The sequence below is a fragment of the Avibacterium paragallinarum genome (assembly GCF_900450705.1).
GTDB lineage: Bacteria > Pseudomonadota > Gammaproteobacteria > Enterobacterales > Pasteurellaceae > Avibacterium > Avibacterium paragallinarum.
The window spans coordinates 302,242-321,540 of record NZ_UGHK01000001.1 but is presented as its reverse complement, the minus strand read 5'-3'; the positions used below and the strand labels follow the sequence as shown (position 1 = coordinate 321,540).

Sequence of the window (19,299 nt, the reverse complement as noted above, 5' to 3'; positions counted from 1 at the left end):
GAAATGCCGATGTTGGTTTGGCTTGTAAATAGCGAGGAAGTGGGAATATCCCCACTTCTATTTAAATCTTAATTCAATTTTTCTGGTTGTTCGCTTTCCGCTTGTTGGCGTTCTAAATACTCCATAAATAATGCATCAAAATTCACTGGAGAAAGGTTAAGCGGTGGGAATGTACCACGATTTACAAGGCTTGCGATAAGCTCACGTGCGTAAGGGAAGAGCATATTTGGACATTGTGACATTAGGCAATGGCTTAATTGAAGATCATCTAAGCCGCTAATAGTAAATATCCCAGCTTGTTGTACTTCACAAATGAATGCAACATCTTTACTTTCTTCTAAAGTGGTTTCAATAGAAATTTTTAGACAAACTTCGTAAAGATCATCTGCAAGTTGTGTTGTTTCACTGTTTAGATCAAAAGAAAGTTGGGGTTTCCATTCCTGTTGAAAAATAGCTGGAAGATTTGGGGCTTCAAAAGAAACATCTTTAACGTAAATACGCTGGATTTGTAAGATGGCTTCAGAAGTTTGTGTATCCTGTTCTTCAGTTAAAACTGCTTTAGTTTGCTCGGTCATTTTTGATTCCTCTTGAGTTATTTATCTTTTTTGATTAATGGCAAATTCGCGGAACGCCAACCTGCAATCCCTTCTCTTAATGTATAAACATCAGTAAACCCTTGTTTTATTAATAAGTTAGCTGATGACGATGCTGACATTCCTGTTTCACAAACAACAATGACAGGTGTATTTTTATGTTGTTCAAGTTTGCCAAGAGATTGTTTTTTGATATCTGATGGTAAAAGATTAATACTGTGAATAATGTGTCCACGCCCAAATTCATCAAGGGTACGCACATCAATTACCACCGCATCTTGGTTATTCATCAAACTAACTAGTTGTGAATTATCAATTAATTTCACTTTGCTAGTGAACGCTTGTAAGTAGGAATAAATCACCATTACAAATAAAGCGACCCAAGCAATTACCATCAACATATGATTTTTGGCAAATTCCGTTGCCATAGGAAGAAATTCTTGCATTTGATTCTCTATATTTATGTTTAGGATATAAAGGTCTAAGTATAACCGTACTTTTTCGATCTTTCAAAGTAAAGTCCGATAATTTTTTGATTTACAAAATCTCTTTATTTTAAATCAAAGAATCACGAAAAATTATTGCTAATTGATAGCCCTCTATAAGGTTTATTGTTATATTAATATTGATTTAAAGGGATTAAGGTTCTTTCTCAGATTAATCCACTTTTTATTACACAAATAACGCAAGATTTAACAACTTAATAAGAGGTCTTACTATGTTTTTTCTCCAATTTGCCATCGTTTTGGTGTGTATTTTGATTGGTGCACGCATTGGCGGTATCGGCTTGGGAGTAATGGGCGGCGCAGGGCTGGCTATTCTCTCTTTTGGCTTTGGTTTACAACCCGCGGGCTTACCCATTAACGTAATGTTAATGATTATGACGGTGGTTTCCGCCGCGGCGGCAATGCAAGCGGCAGGCGGTTTAGATTATATGATCAAAATTGCCACCAACATTTTGCGTAAACACCCGAAATACATCACCTTTATTGCACCAGCGGTAACTTGGACATTCACCGTATTAGCGGGAACAGGTCACGTTGCCTATTCTGTATTGCCTGTAATTGCTGAAGTCAGCCGCCACAACGGCATTCGTCCAGAGCGTCCACTTTCAATGGCGGTAATTGCATCACAATTTGCTATCGTTGCTAGCCCAATCGCTGCGGCAGTGGTGGCGGTAGTAGCCTATCTTGAACCACAAGGTATTCACCTTGGTGATGTCTTAATGGTAACAATGCCATCAACCATTTTAGGTTTAGCGGTGGCTTGTATTTTCGTCAATAAAATGGGTAAAGAATTAAAAGATGACCCGAATTATCAACGTTTATTACAAGATCCTGAGTATGTAAAAGAAAACCACACAGATGTAAATCCAGACAACATTCAATTAAAACCAACGGCAAAATTGTCTGTGGGCTTATTCCTATTCGGTGCATTGCTTGTGGTATTAATGGGGGAATTCCCAAGCTTACGCCCAGCTTTTGACGGCAAAGCAATGGGAATGGCACACACCATTGAAATTGTTATGCTCACCGTTGGAGCATTGATTATTTTAACCTGTAAACCAAACGGCAACGCCATTACACAGGGTTCAGTATTCCACGCGGGTATGCGTGCGGTGATTGCCATTTTCGGGATCGCGTGGTTAGGTGATACTTTAATGCAAGCCCATATGACTGAAGTAAAAGAAAGCGTGAAAGTGTTGGTAGAAACCGCGCCTTGGACATTCGCCCTTGCGTTATTCGTGCTTTCTGTATTAGTAAACAGCCAAGGTGCAACGGTGGCAACCTTATTCCCTGTAGGTATCGCATTAGGCATTCCAGCGCCTGTATTAGTTGGGGTATTTGTGGCAGTAAATGGTTACTTCTTCATTCCAAACTACGGCCCAATCATTGCTTCCATTGACTTTGATACCACCGGCACAACACGCATTGGTAAATTTATCTTTAACCACAGCTTTATGTTGCCGGGCTTATTGAGTATGGCATTCAGCCTTGCTTTCGGCTTATTATTCGCCAATATTTTATTGTAAATTTAGACCGCACTTTCCTTTCTAAACTGAGCGACATCATCGCTCAGTTTTTTATCTAGCATTCCCCCGTAAACTTCCGCATAATATCGCCACTTGACCTAACAAAAGGAAAATTACAATGACAATCTCAAAACAACAAATTCTTGACGCTTATTATTTCCGCCACGCGTGCAAACAATATGATCCAAGCAAAAAAATCAGCGATGAGGATTTCCGTTTTATTTTAGAAACCGCCCGTCTTTCGCCAAGTTCATTCGGCTTTGAGCCGTGGAAATTCTTAGTGATCGAAAATCAGCACATCAAAGAGCTGATCCGCGATAACGCGTGGGGGGCGAAAGATAAAGTGATGGATTGTAGCCATTTTGTGGTGATCCTTGTCCGCCAACCGCAAACCCTGCTCGCTGATGGCGATTATGTGCCACATATGATGCGTGATGTGCATCATATCCCTGAAGAGGCGTTAAAAATGCGTCAAAATTTCTACCGTACTTTTACCGAAAGCGACTTCGGGCTAACTCAAGATCCCGTTGCTTTCTATAATTGGGCGTGCCGCCAAAGCTACATCGCACTCGGCAATATGCTTACCAGTGCCGCAATGATCGGCATTGACAGCACCCCGATTGAAGGTTTCCCGCTGGAAAAAATGAATGATCTGTTCGTGGCAGAGGGGCTATACAACGCGGAAGAATACAAACTTAGCGTAATGGCAGCCTTCGGCTACCGACTAAACGAATCACGCGAAAAAACACGCCAAGCCTTTGATGACGTGGTGGAGTGGGTGAAATAAAAATCCGCAAAAATCGCACCGCACTTTCATTTTCACAAAGACAAAGTGTGGTGTAAATTTCTCAACGTTTCTTTTCTAAAAAATCTCGGAACAATTATGCTAATTTCTTTTATTCTGATTGCCCTATGTGCCGGTGTCGCCCTTGCCACGCAAGCCGCCATTAACAGCCAATTAGCTGGTTCATTAATGGGGCAACCTGTTGTTGCCGCCTTAATTTCCTTCGTAACAGGCACATTACTGCTCTTTTTCATTTGCTGGTGGAAAGCCGATCTTTTCACCGCCTTACAACAAGTGCCAAAACAACCCTTGTGGAAACTTCTCGGCGGCCCACTGGGTGCGCTTGTGGTTTTCACCACCATTTTCCTTGCACCGAAAATGGGCGTAACCAATATGCTCTTTTTCATTATTGTCGGCCAACTCATCGCCGCCGCCATCATCGATCATTTCGGCTTAATCGGAATGACCGCCCGCCCAATCCAAATCTGGCAACTCATCGGCTTTGTGTTTATGGGATTAGGCTTGGTGCTGTTTTTCTTTGGGAAAAGGTTGTTTGGATAGGGCTTCAAATCTCCCCCAACCCCTCTTTACTAAAGAGGGGAATCAGATCAACGCATATTTAAGATCTCAAGTAAAAAAGAACAAAGTCAAAAATCCAGAAAAAACCACCGCACTTTTTGCCTCATTGAATTTTCTCATCGCAACAAAATGTAGTGGCGGGCCTATGTGTCCGCCTGAAAGATATACCCACATAAAAATCGAACAATATCTTTAAGGAATTTGTAAACGATGCCCCAAGAAATCCCCCTCTTTAGTAAAGAGGGGTTAGGGGAGAATTGAAAAACAACGGAGATTTGAAAGATAGCAAATATTTGAAAATCTAGGGAGATTTAGTCACCTTACAAAATCATCTTCACCAATTTATCCGCTTTAATGCGGGCGAATTTTTTCAATAATTTTTGCACGGGTTCAGGGTATTGTGCCAGTTCTTCCAGCTCTGAATAATGCTTGAGTTGGGTGGTATGCTGGCGAATGGTGGCGAGTTCTTGTTCAACCTGTGAGGCGAGTTGTTGGTTTGGATCTTGAATGAGCAAACCATTTTCTGCATCTAAACGCCAAGCGCGCGGATTTAGGTTGTTGCCAGTTAATAAAATATGGTTATTGTCCACCCACACACCTTTGAGGTGATAACTGTTCTCGCCGTCTTTCCAAGTGCGGATCACCAGTTGCCCTTGGGTAATTTGTGCTTCAAACTTTTGGCTAAAACGGCGAAGATTGCTTTCGTATAAATAAGGCAGTGCACCCGCCATTTTGAACGGCTGAGAAGGCGGAATGTAAAAATCATTCGCCGTTTTATCACCCACAATAATTTCAATGTGCTTGCCTTTTTGTAATAAACGGCGGATTTTTTGTTGTAATGGGCGTGGAAAATTAAAATATGGCGTACAGATCACCAATTTTTCTTGCACGATTTGGAAAAGATCTTCAATCGTACGGTTAAGCAGGTTTGCACCACCGCCTAAGCCAAAAAGTGGGGTGATTTTTAGGCCAGAATTTTCCTCGCTCGTAAACTTATATTGCCCATCTGTTGCCAAGCCTTTACGGAAAGCACGAATATGCTGGCGAATTTCTTTGGTTTTTGGACGTTCAGCATTATCCAATGGCAACACCGCTTGATTGCTCAATAGATATTGCTGTAGGAAATTCACCATTGAGTCCGCAAGGGCGGAATGGGTGATTTTATGATAACGGTCGTAGCGGTATTTTTCATTTTGCTGTAAATACACATTATTAATGCTTGCACCGCTGTATAACAAGGTATCATCAAAAATAAAGCCTTTAATATGCAACACGCCAAACACTTCACGGGTGTTTACCGGCACGCCGAAAAACAAATGGGCGTGTTCACCATATTGATGAATGGCGCGTTGTTCGCAGTACCAATCTGCGTTGGTGGCAGATTTTTCTGCGCCAAGCAAATTACGCTGTGCACGATGCCAATCGACAAAAATTTTCACTTCAAGCTCAGGATTACGGCTTTTAGCGGCAAACACTTCATTTAAAATTTCTTGCCCCGCCTCATCATTTTGCCAATAAAGTGCGGTGATATAAATGCGCGTTTTTGCTTCACGAATAAGCTGGATAATTTGTTGCTTAAATTCCGCAGGGTGATGAAGAAAATCAATTTGCGAGGGTTGTAGCGCCAAACTTGGCAAAGCTTGCAAATTTTCTTCTGCCCTTTTCGTTTTATTTATCAACATAATTTTTTACTCTAATTTTGATAATCCATTTTTTCAGCCTTGTAGTTTACAATATTTACTTCTTAGCTTGGTAGAAAAAAGATATTTTTTCGTTATAATGCTCACATTTTCCCATAAAGTGCGGTGCTTTTTTACCCACTTTTCTCACATTCATCACAATTTGGCAACATAAAATGAACGCAAAAAAACCGACTTTCCAGCAAGCAGATTCCAGCAAACGCTTCAATGAACGCTATTCTGGCGAAAAACAAGATAAAAAAGCACCGCACTTTTCCCCTCATTCTTCGCGTGGCAAAAAGGACGACAAACGCACTTTCTCACGTGAAAGAACACCGGCAAAATCCGCGGAAAAAGTGCAACAACGCACAGAATTGACGATGGGAAATGCGCGTGGTACTGCCAATGTGAAAGTGGTGATAAAAAGCACAGGCGTGAAAGAAAAACAGAAAAAAACTGGCCCACTTTCCCCACGCGCACCAGAAAAGATTAAGAAAAATCGTGCAGAAGAAATGAAAGTATATGGCGAAAATACGTGCCTTGCCTTATTTGCAGAGCGCCCTGAAAGCATTGTTCGCGTATGGACAACCGTGGAAATGGCGCACCGTGTGGGCGAGTTATTTAGCTATTTGGCGGCGAATAAAAAAGTCTATCACGTTGTCGATAGCAAAGAGCTTGTGCTGGTGAGCGGCACGGAACATCATAACGGCATCTGTATGTTAGTGAAAAAGCCGCGTCATTTTACATTGAGCGGTTATTTGGATATTCCACGTGAAAAAGATGCGTTGATCTTACTCGATAATGTGCATAACGCACATAATATTGGTGGGATCGTGCGAACTTGTGCAGTCTATGGCGTGAAAGGTTTAGTGTTAAGCGAAGCAGATTTGCTAAATTCTGCTGCGGCAATGCGTGTGGCAGAAGGTGGTGCAGAATATGTGCATACTTTGCTTGTCGATAGCAGTGAACAGGCGTTAGAAAAATTGCGTGAAAAAGGTTATCAAATCGTGCATTTAAGCCAAAGCAAGCAAGCGAAGCCATTCGCTCAGCTGAAATTGAGCGATAAAGTGGTCTTTGTTTTAAGCGAAAGTGCGGGTGAAAATTTGACAAAAAATCACGATGAAGTAGTCAATTTATCTCTTGCCAATCCGCTGAAAGCGGGCCTGAATGTTGCGGTGGCAGCGGGCGTGTTATTGGCGAAATGGGCGGAGAAAACCCTTTAAATCGCTATAACTGATCAGAATGATGAATTAACACAAAGCGTTCCCACAATTGGGCTTCGCTTTCTTGATGCTCGGGATCGGGCTTAATGCAGTTGGTGATCGGGCAAACTTTTTGGCAAGTTGGGGTATCATAATGCCCCACGCATTCCGTACAAAGATTGGGATCGATTACATAAATGTCATCGCCCACGGAAATGGCATCATTCGGGCATTCTGGCAAGCACATATCGCAATTTGTGCATTTATCTGTAATTAAAAGTGCCATAAATTCCCCGTAAAATCATTGAAAGGGCGAGATTATAAAGAATCGGCAAGGAAAATTAAATAGGCAAAACAAAATGAACAAGAAAAACAAAGGACTTTCTTTTGTAGGCACATTAATCATTGCAGGCATTGCATTGATTTGGAATTATTTTCAGCCTAGCGAAAAAACAAACAAACCTGAACCCACGACGCAATCTCAGCAAAATCAAGCAAAAACACCAGCGCAACAAAATACACAAGCACCGCTTAGTGAGAATTATGATTATGTAATGCGTGATGATGCCATTGGGCAAAACAAAAACGCACCAGTGGATTATTATATGCTGGCGTTGTCTTGGTCGCCGGGGTTTTGCCAAGCACAAAAAGAACGTTATAACGGTAACTTGCCGCAATCTTTAATGAGCCAATGTGGCACGCAACAATATGGCTGGGTGATCCACGGCTTATGGCCGCAAAATGCCAATGCCCATTCGGTGAGCGACCACCCGCGTTTTTGTCGTGGCGATTTACCGATGGTTGATCCCGCAATTATCAAAAAATATTTAGCCGATAGCCCGAGTGCCAATTTGTTACAAGGCGAATGGGAAAAGCACGGGGTTTGTGCATTCAATAATGCCAATGCCTATTTTGAAAAACAGCAAAATTTATACCGTACTTTAACGCTACCCGATCAAAATATGTCGCGTAAAGAATTGTTTGCGTGGCTGAAAAAGCACAATCCACAATTAAAAGGGGCGTATTTGTGGGCAAGCCATAATGAATTATTTATTTGTTATGATTTGCAGTGGCAAGTGATGGATTGTCCTCGCTAATATAAGGTTTTAAGTCTGGCTTGAAATAACTTAATGGAATTAATTTAAAAGCGAAAAAATCCCGCAGATAATTTGATCTAAAGCAGTTACAAGCTGGCGATAACTAGGTATAATGCCACGCAGTGATTATTTATTTTTAAACTATATAGAGGGTAAATTATGTCAGTAATTAAAATGACCGACCTAGATTTAGCAGGTAAACGCGTATTTATTCGTGCCGACCTGAATGTGCCAGTAAAAGACGGCAAAGTAACGTCTGATGCGCGTATTCAAGCCACCATTCCAACCTTAAAACTCGCCCTTGAAAAAGGCGCGAAAGTGATGGTTACCTCTCACTTAGGTCGCCCAACCGAAGGCGAATTTAAACCTGAAGATTCCCTCCAACCTGTGGTTGATTACTTAAAAGACGCAGGCTTTAATGTGCGTTTAGCCCGTGATTATTTAGACGGCGTAGAAGTAAACGATGGCGAAATCGTGGTACTTGAAAACGTGCGTATCAACAAAGGTGAAAAGAAAAACGATCCAGAATTAGGTAAAAAATACGCCGCACTTTGCGATGTCTTTGTGATGGACGCTTTTGGTACAGCACACCGTGCGCAAGCTTCAACCTATGGCGTAGCAGAATTTGTGCCAATCGCTTGTGCTGGCCCATTATTAGCGGCGGAATTAGATGCCTTAGGCAAAGCCTTAAAAGAACCACAACGTCCAATGTTAGCGATCGTGGGTGGTTCAAAAGTTTCTACCAAATTAACCGTGTTAGATTCCCTCTCTAAAGTGGCGGATCAACTGATTGTTGGCGGCGGTATCGCAAATACTTTCATCGCAGCAGAAGGCAAAGATGTGGGTAAATCTTTATACGAAGCAGATTTAATCCCTGAAGCACAACGCTTAGCAAAAGCAACGCAAATCCCAGTGCCAACTGATGTTCGCGTAGGTTTAGAGTTCTCTGAAACTGCACCAGCGATTGAAAAATCTGTTGATGATGTGAAAGCCGATGAATCCATTTTTGATATTGGCGAAAAATCCGCAGAAGAATTAGTCAACATTATCCGCAAAGCAAAAACTATTCTTTGGAATGGCCCAGTAGGCGTGTTTGAATTCCCGAATTTCCGTAATGGTACAAAAGTCGTGGCTGATGCCATTGTAGAAGCAACCCAAAACGGTGCATTCTCTATAGCAGGTGGCGGTGATACCCTTGCAGCGATCGATCTTTTCGGCATCAAAGATAAAATTTCTTACATTTCAACTGGTGGCGGTGCGTTCTTAGAATTTGTAGAAGGTAAAGTTTTACCTGCCGTTGAAATTTTAGAGAAACGTGCAAAAAACTAATTCATTGATTTTAGGGCGTGGCGAATGCAGTACGCCCTTTTCATATTAAAAACCACTATTCACTAAATAGGAAACAGAAAAATGGCAAAATTATTAGACATTGTAAAACCGGGCGTATTAACTGGCGATGATGTACAAAAAGTTTTCAACTATGCAAAAGAACACAATTTCGCAATCCCAGCAGTAAACTGCGTGGGGACAGACTCTGTGAATGCCGTATTAGAAACCGCAGCACGCGTTAAAGCACCTGTGATTATCCAGTTCTCTAACGGCGGTGCGCAATTCTACGCAGGGAAAGGCATTAAACCAGCAAGTGGTGCACGTCCTGATGTATTAGGTGCGATTGCAGGAGCTAAACACGTTCACGAATTAGCTGCTGAATACGGCGTGCCAGTGATTCTTCACACCGACCACGCAGCGAAAAAATTATTACCTTGGATTGACGGCTTATTAGAAGCAGGTGAAAAACATTTTGCAGAAACGGGCAAACCACTTTTCTCATCACATATGATCGATCTTTCTGAAGAGCCAATGGAAGAAAATATGGCGATCTGCCGTGAATACCTTGCGCGTATGAGCAAAATGGGTATGACCCTTGAAATTGAAATCGGTATCACAGGTGGGGAAGAAGACGGCGTAGATAACTCTGATGTTGATGAATCTCGTTTATACACTCAACCTGAAGACGTACTTTACGTTTACGATCAATTAAACCCAGTAAGCCCACGTTTCACCATTGCTGCGGCATTTGGTAACGTACACGGTGTTTACAAACCAGGTAACGTGAAATTAAAACCGTCAATCTTAGGCGCATCACAAGAGTTCGTTTCTAAAGAACGTGGTCTTCCACCAAAATCATTAGATTTCGTTTTCCACGGCGGTTCTGGTTCATCAACGGAAGAAATCCGTGAAGCAATCAGCTACGGCGCAGTGAAAATGAACATCGACACCGACACTCAATGGGCAGCGTGGGAAGGTATCTTAAACTTCTACAAAGCCAACGAAGCTTATCTTCAAGGTCAGCTTGGTAACCCAGAAGGTGAAGACGCACCAAACAAAAAATACTACGATCCGCGTGTTTGGTTACGCAAATCAGAAGAATCAATGTCTAAGCGCTTAGAAAAATCTTTCCAAGATTTAAATTGCGTTGATGTTTTATAATGAGTAATCTAATTAATATTTTGCTTCACGCGGAATAACGACTCAATATATTTACACTAGAAAAGCCAGTTTTATGTAACTGAGTAAAGTAAAAATATTTGGTGTAGTAGAAAACGGTGGAATAGGCAAAATAGCTATTAAAAAAGGCTTAATACCTTATGACTTAAGGTGTTAAGCCTTTGAATTTGAAATAGAAGTTAAAAAACAGTCCTTTTTGTTTTAAGTAAGTGTAGCCAAAAGTGTAGAAATAAAAAGGCTCAGAAAAAAATTTTTTCCTCTTGTTATAATAAAACCCATTTCTTCTCACTCAGAAATAGAATTCAATAGTTAGTTTAATGATGATAATTCTTTTTTTAATGCTAAGGTGATGGCAAGTGTTTGGACTAACGTCATTGTTGCGCATTGAGAACGAAAACCTCGAACTTGAGCTTCTTTAATTACAAAAGAAACATCGCTGAAAGCAATTAGTGGGCTAATTTGGCTGTCAGTGATGGCAATTTGTTTGATGCCTTTTTTTGATGTAGTGTGCATAATGTCCACGGTTTCTTTAGCATAGGGAGAAAAACTAATAGCGATAACCACATCTCCTTCTTTCACTAGATTAAGTTGCTCATCAAACATTCCTCCTAATCCATTAATCAAAAATGAACGACAATCTAGATGGTGCAAGGCGTAATCCAAATAACTTGCAATACTAAAGGAACGTTTTAAGCCGATAATAAAAATATTGTTGGCATTATTGAGGATGTCTACGGCTTGTTGTATTTGCTGTTCTGAAGTTTTGTTTGCTAGCTGCTGTAAGGCTTGATGATTAGCTTGAGAAAAAATATTCAAAATATCTACCGCACTTTCTTGTTGCGTTTGATCGGGTTCAAGCTGGCGAAAAAGTTGTAATCGCTCCGTATAGTTAGCTGTTTCTTCCATCAAATTTTCACGGAAGATTTGTTTCATTTCATTAAAACCACTAAAGCCAAACGCGTTGGCGAAACGAATCAGCGTGGAGGGTGGTACATTAGCTCGTTGTGAAATTGTTGCAACGGTATCAAAGACAACGCTATTGCTATTATCAAGCACATATTGTGCTACTTGTTTTAATCGTTTACTCAAATTATCGTAGCGGGCTCGAATTTCATTTTGTAGTTGAACGAGTTGAGAATTAGTTTGCATTTTAGATCCTAACGAAATAAATATTTTATTATGGAAAGTATAATCGTAAAAAAACTATTTGAATAGAGAATGTTCTTTGATCAAAGCTAAAATAGCAAAATCTTTGTGATCTACCTCTCAAATATTAATTTCAAAAAATGGCATTTTTGAAATGTATGTTTTAATTTGGCTATGACTTTATGAGTTAAGTATTTTGTGATGGCATTATCACTAAGGAAAAACACTATGAAAGAAAAAACTTTAGATCTCATTTGTCTTGGTCGCGTAGCAGTCGATTTATATGCTCAACAGATAGGCTGCCGATTAGAAGATGTTACTTCTTTTGCCAAATATCTAGGAGGATCTTCAGGAAATGTTGCATATGGCACGGCAGTGCAAGGTGTGAAATCCTCAATGCTCGCTCGGGTTGGTGATGAACATATGGGGCGTTTTTTACGGGAAGAATTACAACGCGTTGGTGTTGATACCAGCCATTTAATTACTGATAAAGATAGGCTTACAGCTTTGGTCATATTAGGTATTAAAGATCAAGACACCTTTCCGTTAATATTCTATCGTGATAATTGTGCGGATATGGCGATTACTGAAGAAGATTTTGACGAAGAATATATTGCCTCCGCAAAAGCATTGGCGATAACAGGAACCCATTTGTCTCATCCGAAAACTCGCCAAGCCGTACTTACCGCCTTAGAATATGCGGGACGTAATGGCACAAAACGGCTGCTTGATATTGATTATCGCCCTGTTCTGTGGGGGCTAACTTCTTTGGGAGATGGGGAAACGCGTTATATTGATTCCGAGGCGGTTACACAATCTTTACAAGAAGTCTTGCATCATTTTGATGTGTTAGTTGGTACAGAAGAAGAATTTCATATTGCAGGTGGCTCAACTGACACGCTAACCGCACTAAAAAATGTGCGTAAAGTGAGCCAGGCCACACTGGTGTGCAAACGAGGGGCATTAGGATGTTCTGTATTTGAAGGTGATATTCCTGATGACTTAGATGGTGGTATCAATGTGTATGGGGTACGGGTAGAGGTTCTGAATGTTTTGGGAGCTGGTGATGCCTTTATGTCAGGATTATTGCGAGGCTATATTAATGGTGAAAGTTGGGAACAATGTTGTCGCTATGCAAATGCCTGTGGGGCGTTAGTGGTTTCTCGCCATGGCTGTGCTCCTGCAATGCCAACTAAGATCGAACTTGATAATTACCTTGCTCGAGCAGAAAATGTGCCTCGCCCTGATCTTGATCCTCAACTGAATCATTTGCACCGCGTAACTACGCGTAAAACGCAATGGAAGGATCTTTGTATTTTCGCTTTTGATCACCGCAAACAACTGGTGGAGATGGCAGAGAAGTGCGGTGCAAATTTAAACAAAATTCCAACGTTGAAAAAATTACTACTTCAAGCGGCAGAACAAACGGCGAAACAAGAGGGAATTGCCAATGGATATGCCGGCGTATTAGCCGATACGACTTTTGGTCAAGCAGCACTTAATGAAATCACCGGAAAAGGTTGGTGGATTGGCCGCCCTATTGAATTGCCTTCCTCCCGACCATTACGTTTAGAGCACGGCGATTTAGGTAGTCAGTTAATCAGTTGGCCCGCTGAACATGTGGTGAAATGCCTTGCCTTCTATCATCCTGCGGATAATGTAGCTTTGCGAGCAGAACAAGATGAAATGCTCAAACAGGTCTATCAAACTTGTTGTCGAACAGGACACGAATTGCTATTAGAAATCATCTTGCCTGCAGATATGGAACAGAATGAAAATCACTATGCCGAAATGATAAAACATTTTTACACGATTGGGCTGAAACCGGATTGGTGGAAATTACTGGGCGTGTCCGCACAGGCATGGCAAGCGATCAGCCAAGTGATTGAACAAAACGATCCTTATTGCCGTGGTATTTTAATTTTGGGCTTAGATGCCCCAGAAGAAACCTTCAAACAAGTTTTCAACGTCTCAGCGAATGCACCACTCGTTAAAGGATTTGCCGTTGGGCGAACCATTTTCGGTCAGCTTTCCGCCCAGTGGCTAGCGGGTGAACTTTCTGATGAACAGCTAATTCAAGCCGTATCAGAACGTTACAAACGCTTAATTCATTTATGGAAAAATCGTAAAAATTAAACCGCACTTTATTTTCCCCCCTAAAACTAAGCGAGCAGATTGGGCTCGCTTAGCTATTTTGTCACCTTGCTTAACATCAAACCAATAACAATCAAAACGATATTTTTTAACATTTTTTTAATAAAACTTCCTTTGCGTTATTTATCCTTTCATCATGAACGCTTATAATTTCGCTTCTAAAGTGAAAATAAGAAATCAACAAAGGAAAATGTTTATTTCTTATTTTTATTTACATTTTTTATTAGGAACCTTTATGCAAAAAAATATTGTGATTGTCGGAGGCGGAGCTGGTGGCTTAGAACTTGCGACTTCTCTTGGCAATAAATTAGGCAAACAAGCGAAAGTTACCTTAATTGACCGCAATGCCACACATTTGTGGAAACCCCTATTACACGAAGTGGCAACTGGCACACTTGATGTGGGAACCGATGCGGTAAGCTATCGAGCTCAGGCTTATCAAAATCATTTCCACTTTGAACAAGGCACCATCACCCGCCTTGATCGTACGAATAAATATGTTGAACTTGCCCCAATGACGAACCAAGAAGGTGAGCTGATCGTACTTGCTCGCCGTATTCCTTATGATTATCTAGTGATTGCCATCGGCAGTAAATCTAATGATTTCAACACGAAAGGCGTGGCGGAACATTGCATATTCTTAGATAACGCCGAACAGGCACAGCGTTTTCAAAATAAAATGCTTTCACTCTTTTTACGTTTTTCAGAAAATCGAGTGCTAGATGACATCGGTGAAGAAAGCCAGAAACAGCCTTTGGTTGAAGAAGGCAAAATTAATATCGCCATAGTAGGGGCGGGGGCTACAGGCGTGGAGCTTACCGCTGAGTTATACAGTGCGACGAAATACCTTTCTCATTATGGCTATGGCGATATTGATACAAGCTGTTTACAGGTTACGCTAATTGAGGCAGGCAACCGCTTACTGCCTGCATTACCAGAAAAAGTCTCCAATGCAGTGTATGAAGAATTAGAGCAACTTGGGGTAAAAATTAAACTGAATACGATGATTGTAGAAGCGACCGCACAAGGGTTGGTCACCAAATCTGGCGAGGTGATTGCAGCCGATTTAATGGTGTGGGCGGCTGGTGTACGAGTATCAAAAGTAACGCAACAATTTGATGGTTTAGCCTTAAATCGTAACAATCAAATTGAGATCAAACCCACCTTACAAAGCACCGTAGATGAGAGTATTTTTGCTATTGGCGATTGTGCTTTCCTTATGCAGGAAAATGGCACACCTGTGCCGCCACGTGCTCAAGCTGCACACCAAATGGCGAAAGTCTGTGCCAAAAATGTAGTTGCGATTTTCCAACATAAACCTTTGCGAGATTTCCACTACAACGACAAAGGTTCATTAGTCTCCCTTTCTAAATTCACCACAGTGGGAGCATTATTCGATAACAAAATGATGATTGAAGGCTTATTTGCTCGCCTTGCCTATCTTTCCCTTTATCGAATGCACCAACACGCCTTATTTGGTTGCATAAAAACAGGATTAATGATTTTAATTGGACGCATTAATCGTATTCTCAAGCCAATGCTAAAATTGCATTAAACATAAGTGCGGTGTTATTTTTATGAATTTCCACCGCACTTTTTATTTATTCTAGAATATGATTGCTAATTTTTGTGAGCGATGAAGTCTTTCATAAATCTCTCAAAATCAGCTAAACGGTTATTCTTCAATGAGTAATTGATATAATTCAACATTGATATAAAAATTCTCTTTGCCAATTTTCACTTTTTCTAAGATACCTAATTGCACTAATTTATCTAAACGTTTTGCAGCCGTATTTCGATGAATTTGGCAATCTTGTGCAACAAAATCAATTTTTGTATAAGGGTGTTTATAAAGATTATTAATTAATTCATGGCTATATATCCCAGATGATTCGCTTCGGATTTTTTGTTTATGTTTTTGAATTAATTGCTTAATTTTTTTTATTAAAATTATGGTTTGCTTAGCGGTTTCTTCAATACCTTTGAGCATAAAAATAATCCATTTCCCCCAACTTTGTGAATCCCTTACTTCTTGTAATAAGCGATAATATTCTGCTTTATTGCGATTAATGTAACGAGAAAGATATAAAATAGGGGTTTCTAATAAATCTTGTTGAATTAAATAGAGAATATTAATAATACGTCCAGTTCTGCCATTACCATCATAAAATGGGTGAATACTCTCAAATTGATGATGAATTAATGCCATTTTAACAAGCGGATCGTAATCAACTTGAGCAGAATCATTAATAAACTTCTCTAAATCTGACATATAGTTTTCAATCAAATCAGGGTGTTGCGGTGGCATATAAACGACTTTTTTCGTTATTTGATTAATTAAACCAGTGCCTTTTTGTTTACGAAAACCTGCATTATTTCCCTCTAATTTAGCTTGCACCGCTTTGATTGTATTGAGCGTAATTAATCTAGAGGAACGGACCGCATTAAAACCTAACTCCATTGCTTGAGCATAATGATGAACTTCTTTTGCCGCAGCTGAACTAAATTGTTGCGTCGCAAAATTACTTTGATACAAATCATCTTGTGTAGTAATGATATTTTCAATTTCAGAACTTTCTTTTGCTTCTTGTAAAGGTAATGTACCAAGTAAAATATTCTGATTAGGCATCGTTTGTACAACACCTTTTAGTTCTCCTAGTGCTTGATGGGATAAATTACTTGCTTTAAGTATGGATTTATTCTCTAATTCCCCTAAATTGAAAAGATTGGGATTTGATAATTTTCTGTACTCATTTATTACTCACTTATTTTAATCATTTTGTGTATATCAGGATAACATGCACAAATTTTTGCATTTCTTGTGTATGTTTTCAAGACGTGCACAGATTTTTGGATTTATTGTGTCTGTGCATATTTTGCACTATTTGGCTTTTCCTCCCTAGCCAACATGAAAAAGATTACTTTATGCATTTCCACCGCACTTTATTTTTCACTCTCCTTTTCCCCGCTTTCTTTTCCTCCTAAGGCAAAAATACATTATACTTAACGCCAATAATGATTTTTCATAATTAAGAGAAGTGCAATGACAAAACCCCTAAATATTATTTTTGCTGGCACGCCTGAATTTGCGGCGGTGCATTTGGCGGCGTTGCTTAATTCCAAACATAATGTGATTGCTGTTTATACCCAACCAGACAAGCCCGCAGGGCGAGGCAAGAAATTGCAAGCCAGTGCGGTGAAGCAGTTGGCTGAGCAGCATAATCTGCCCGTTTATCAGCCGAAATCCTTACGCAATGTGGAAGCACAACAAACGTTGCAAGCCTTGAATGCCGATGTGATGGTGGTGGTGGCCTATGGTTTAATTTTACCTAAAGCGGTGTTAGATGCCCCAAGATTGGGCTGTTTGAATGTACACGGTTCCATTTTGCCACGTTGGCGTGGTGCTGCCCCCATTCAGCGAGCCATTTGGGCGGGGGATAAGCAATCGGGTGTAACCATTATGCAAATGAATGAGGGCTTAGACACAGGGGATATGCTACATAAAGTGTATTGTGAGATTGCACCAGAGGAAACTTCGCTTAGCCTTTATCATAAATTGGAAAATCTTGCCCCACCTGCTTTGATTGAGGTGTTAGACGGTTTAGAAGCGGGGAAATTTCCGCCTGAGCCACAAGAGGAGATCCTCGCAAATTATGCGGATAAATTATCCAAGCAAGAAGCCAAATTGGATTGGCAGTTGCCAGCCGCACAGCTTGAGCGTTGTATTCGAGCTTTCAACCCTTGGCCGATTAGCTATTTTGTTACCACCGACAGCGAGGGCAAAGAACAGAGTTTAAAAGTGTATCAAGCCAACGTGTTGCCTCATCAGCCTCAGCCCGCAGGCACGATTTTACGCACAGATAAAACAGGCATTCAAATCGTCACTGCGGAGGGAGTATTGAACCTCACCCAATTACAGCCAGCGGGCAAAAAGCCGATGTCCGCACAGGATTTACTCAATGGGCGTGCGGATTGGTTTCCGAGCGGCAAACAATTAGGCTAAGGAACGAGTGGAATGAAAAACGCAAAACCCGCTAAAAAAGTGGTGAAAAAAAGCACCGCACTTTCTTCTACAGCCCTTTCTTCACGAGCGGTAGCCGCCCAAATGTTGTGGCAAGTGCTGGATAAAGGGCAATCCCTCTCCACCTTGCTTGGGGAAAAAACGCCTGCCGTGAAACCGCAAGATCTGCCTTTGTTACAAGAAATTTGTTTTGGGGTATGTCGTGTGTTGCCCCGTTTGGAGCAAATCATTCAACAATTAGTGGATAAACCGCTGAAAGGCAAAAACCGCCTCGTGCATTGCCTACTGCTGGTTGGGTTGTATCAGTTGCTCTATTTACGCACGCCCGATCACGCTGTGGTTGATGAAATGGTGAAAGCGGCACAAAACCTCAAGTTAGACAATTTCAAAGGATTGGTGAATGGCGTGTTACGCCGTTTTTTGCGTGAGCAAGAACAAATTCTGGCAAAGGTCGATAAACATTGGCAAACCCTCCACCCTGAATGGTTGGTGAATAAACTGAAAAAAGCCTATCCTCATTGGCGTGAAGTCATTGATGCCAATAATCAAAAACCGCCACTGTGGTTGCGGGTGAACGCACAATATCACAAACGGGCGGATTATTTAGCCCTTTTACAAGCTGAAAATATTGAAGCGGTGGCAGGTGATTCCCCCCAAGCCATTCAACTTACGCAGCCCCGTAATGTCGCCCAATTACCGCATTTCAATGCGGGGGCGATCACCGTGCAAGATCTGCACGCCCAATGGGCAGCGTTATTGTTAGAACCGCAAAATGATGAGGTGATTTTAGACGCTTGTGCCGCCCCTGGTGGGAAAACCACGCACATTTTGGAGCTTGCCCCGCAAGCTCGCGTGGTGGCATTAGATGTTGAACAACATCGCTTGAAACGAGTGGAAGAAAATTTGGCTCGAATGGGGCAACAGGCTTTGGTTATTTGCGGTGATGCTAGCCAGCCAGAACAATGGCTCGCCCAAATTCACGACTATTTAAACCTTGATTTAACACAACAAAGTGCGGTGCAATTTGACCGCATTTTACTTGATGCTCCTTGCTCAGCCACGGGTGTAATCCGCCGCCACCCTGATATAAAATGGTTACGCAAAGAAAGCGACATCGCCCCCTTAGTGGCATTGCAAAAAGCCATTTTAAACGCCCTATGGCAACGCTTAAAACCTAACGGCATCTTGCTTTATGCCACTTGCTCGCTCTTGCCAGAGGAAAACAGCCAACAAATCGCCGAGTTTTTACACCAGCACCCCGAGGCACAATTAATGTCCCTGCCATTCCCTCAACAAGAAAACGCAGGTCATCAATTTTTCCCTCAACAAAACGGCGGCGATGGTTTTTATTATGCGAAGTTAAGAAAACAACGGGATTAAGCGAAGAACAAAAATTCATCAAAGTGCGGTGTTTTTTTCAAGCGTTTTCCCCAAAATAGCCAAAAATCCCACCGCTCTTTATATTTTACGTTGTCAATCGGGCGGACACATAGGTCCGCCCCTT

17 protein-coding genes are annotated in these 19,299 nt (G+C 41.2%); 11 read left to right on the top strand and 6 right to left on the bottom strand.

Annotated features, from left to right (window positions below; genetic code table 11):
* Positions 1-68 precede the first annotated feature (68 nt).
* Together secB and DXZ23_RS01815 are read right to left on the bottom strand one after the other, a co-directional pair.
* Positions 69-575, bottom strand: a complete 507-nt coding sequence (gene secB / locus DXZ23_RS01820; RefSeq protein ID WP_017806332.1) for a protein-export chaperone SecB — start codon at positions 573-575, stop codon at positions 69-71.
* Positions 576-592: 17 nt separating this feature from the next.
* Positions 593-1,039, bottom strand: a complete 447-nt coding sequence (locus DXZ23_RS01815; protein ID WP_017806333.1) for a rhodanese-like domain-containing protein — start codon at positions 1,037-1,039, stop codon at positions 593-595.
* Positions 1,040-1,311: 272 nt separating this feature from the next.
* Here DXZ23_RS01815 and DXZ23_RS01810 point away from each other — a divergent pair, with 272 nt between their 5' ends.
* The 3 genes from DXZ23_RS01810 (at position 1,312) to DXZ23_RS01800 (ending at position 3,970) form a co-directional block, all read left to right on the top strand.
* Positions 1,312-2,625: an anaerobic C4-dicarboxylate transporter gene (locus tag DXZ23_RS01810; RefSeq protein ID WP_017806334.1), complete on the top strand. Its 1,314-nt coding sequence runs from the start codon at positions 1,312-1,314 to the stop codon at positions 2,623-2,625.
* A gap of 118 nt (positions 2,626-2,743) precedes the next feature.
* The gene (locus DXZ23_RS01805; RefSeq protein ID WP_017806335.1) at positions 2,744-3,412 is read left to right on the top strand and encodes an NAD(P)H-dependent oxidoreductase; all 669 of its coding nucleotides are present in this window, start codon (positions 2,744-2,746) and stop codon (positions 3,410-3,412) included.
* A gap of 96 nt (positions 3,413-3,508) precedes the next feature.
* Positions 3,509-3,970, top strand: coding sequence for a DMT family transporter (locus DXZ23_RS01800; RefSeq protein ID WP_017806336.1), 462 nt, complete (start codon positions 3,509-3,511; stop codon positions 3,968-3,970).
* A gap of 338 nt (positions 3,971-4,308) precedes the next feature.
* Here DXZ23_RS01800 and pssA read toward each other — a convergent pair whose 3' ends face one another.
* The gene (gene pssA / locus DXZ23_RS01790; RefSeq protein WP_017806337.1) at positions 4,309-5,670 is read right to left on the bottom strand and encodes a CDP-diacylglycerol--serine O-phosphatidyltransferase; all 1,362 of its coding nucleotides are present in this window, start codon (positions 5,668-5,670) and stop codon (positions 4,309-4,311) included.
* A gap of 173 nt (positions 5,671-5,843) precedes the next feature.
* Here pssA and DXZ23_RS01785 point away from each other — a divergent pair, with 173 nt between their 5' ends.
* On the top strand, positions 5,844-6,890 hold the full coding sequence (locus DXZ23_RS01785) for a TrmH family RNA methyltransferase (protein ID WP_017806338.1): 1,047 nt from the start codon (positions 5,844-5,846) through the stop codon (positions 6,888-6,890).
* Positions 6,891-6,894: 4 nt separating this feature from the next.
* On the opposite strand, the gene DXZ23_RS01780 is transcribed toward DXZ23_RS01785, so the two are convergent.
* Positions 6,895-7,155: a YfhL family 4Fe-4S dicluster ferredoxin gene (locus DXZ23_RS01780; RefSeq protein WP_017806339.1), complete on the bottom strand. Its 261-nt coding sequence runs from the start codon at positions 7,153-7,155 to the stop codon at positions 6,895-6,897.
* Between the two features lie 73 nt (positions 7,156-7,228).
* Here DXZ23_RS01780 and DXZ23_RS01775 point away from each other — a divergent pair, with 73 nt between their 5' ends.
* The 3 genes from DXZ23_RS01775 to fbaA all read left to right on the top strand — a co-directional run bounded on the left by DXZ23_RS01775 (position 7,229) and on the right by fbaA (position 10,456).
* A complete protein-coding gene (locus DXZ23_RS01775; protein WP_017806340.1) occupies positions 7,229-7,966 on the top strand; it encodes a ribonuclease T2 family protein in 738 nt (245 codons plus the stop codon).
* A gap of 159 nt (positions 7,967-8,125) precedes the next feature.
* Complete coding sequence (locus DXZ23_RS01770; protein ID WP_017806341.1) at positions 8,126-9,295, top strand: phosphoglycerate kinase; 1,170 nt, start codon at positions 8,126-8,128, stop codon at positions 9,293-9,295.
* Positions 9,296-9,376: 81 nt separating this feature from the next.
* Entirely contained in the window at positions 9,377-10,456 is a 1,080-nt protein-coding gene (fbaA, locus tag DXZ23_RS01765) for a class II fructose-bisphosphate aldolase (RefSeq protein ID WP_017806342.1), read from the top strand.
* A 327-nt stretch (positions 10,457-10,783) separates the two neighbouring features.
* On the opposite strand, the gene DXZ23_RS01760 is transcribed toward fbaA, so the two are convergent.
* A complete protein-coding gene (locus DXZ23_RS01760; protein ID WP_017806343.1) occupies positions 10,784-11,623 on the bottom strand; it encodes a MurR/RpiR family transcriptional regulator in 840 nt (279 codons plus the stop codon).
* Between the two features lie 225 nt (positions 11,624-11,848).
* Here DXZ23_RS01760 and DXZ23_RS01755 point away from each other — a divergent pair, with 225 nt between their 5' ends.
* Together DXZ23_RS01755 and DXZ23_RS01750 are read left to right on the top strand one after the other, a co-directional pair.
* Entirely contained in the window at positions 11,849-13,756 is a 1,908-nt protein-coding gene (locus DXZ23_RS01755) for a bifunctional 5-dehydro-2-deoxygluconokinase/5-dehydro-2-deoxyphosphogluconate aldolase (RefSeq protein ID WP_017806344.1), read from the top strand.
* A 253-nt stretch (positions 13,757-14,009) separates the two neighbouring features.
* On the top strand, positions 14,010-15,329 hold the full coding sequence (locus DXZ23_RS01750) for an NAD(P)/FAD-dependent oxidoreductase (protein ID WP_026138537.1): 1,320 nt from the start codon (positions 14,010-14,012) through the stop codon (positions 15,327-15,329).
* A gap of 120 nt (positions 15,330-15,449) precedes the next feature.
* On the opposite strand, the gene DXZ23_RS01745 is transcribed toward DXZ23_RS01750, so the two are convergent.
* Entirely contained in the window at positions 15,450-16,403 is a 954-nt protein-coding gene (locus tag DXZ23_RS01745; RefSeq protein ID WP_017806346.1) for a Fic family protein, read from the bottom strand.
* 414 nt (positions 16,404-16,817) lie between these two features.
* Here DXZ23_RS01745 and fmt point away from each other — a divergent pair, with 414 nt between their 5' ends.
* Positions 16,818-17,777 (top strand): methionyl-tRNA formyltransferase, encoded by a 960-nt coding sequence (gene fmt, locus DXZ23_RS01740; protein ID WP_017806347.1) that lies wholly within the window; start codon positions 16,818-16,820, stop codon positions 17,775-17,777.
* A 12-nt stretch (positions 17,778-17,789) separates the two neighbouring features.
* Positions 17,790-19,175, top strand: a complete 1,386-nt coding sequence (gene rsmB, locus DXZ23_RS01735; RefSeq protein ID WP_021723507.1) for a 16S rRNA (cytosine(967)-C(5))-methyltransferase RsmB — start codon at positions 17,790-17,792, stop codon at positions 19,173-19,175.
* Positions 19,176-19,299 lie beyond the last annotated feature (124 nt).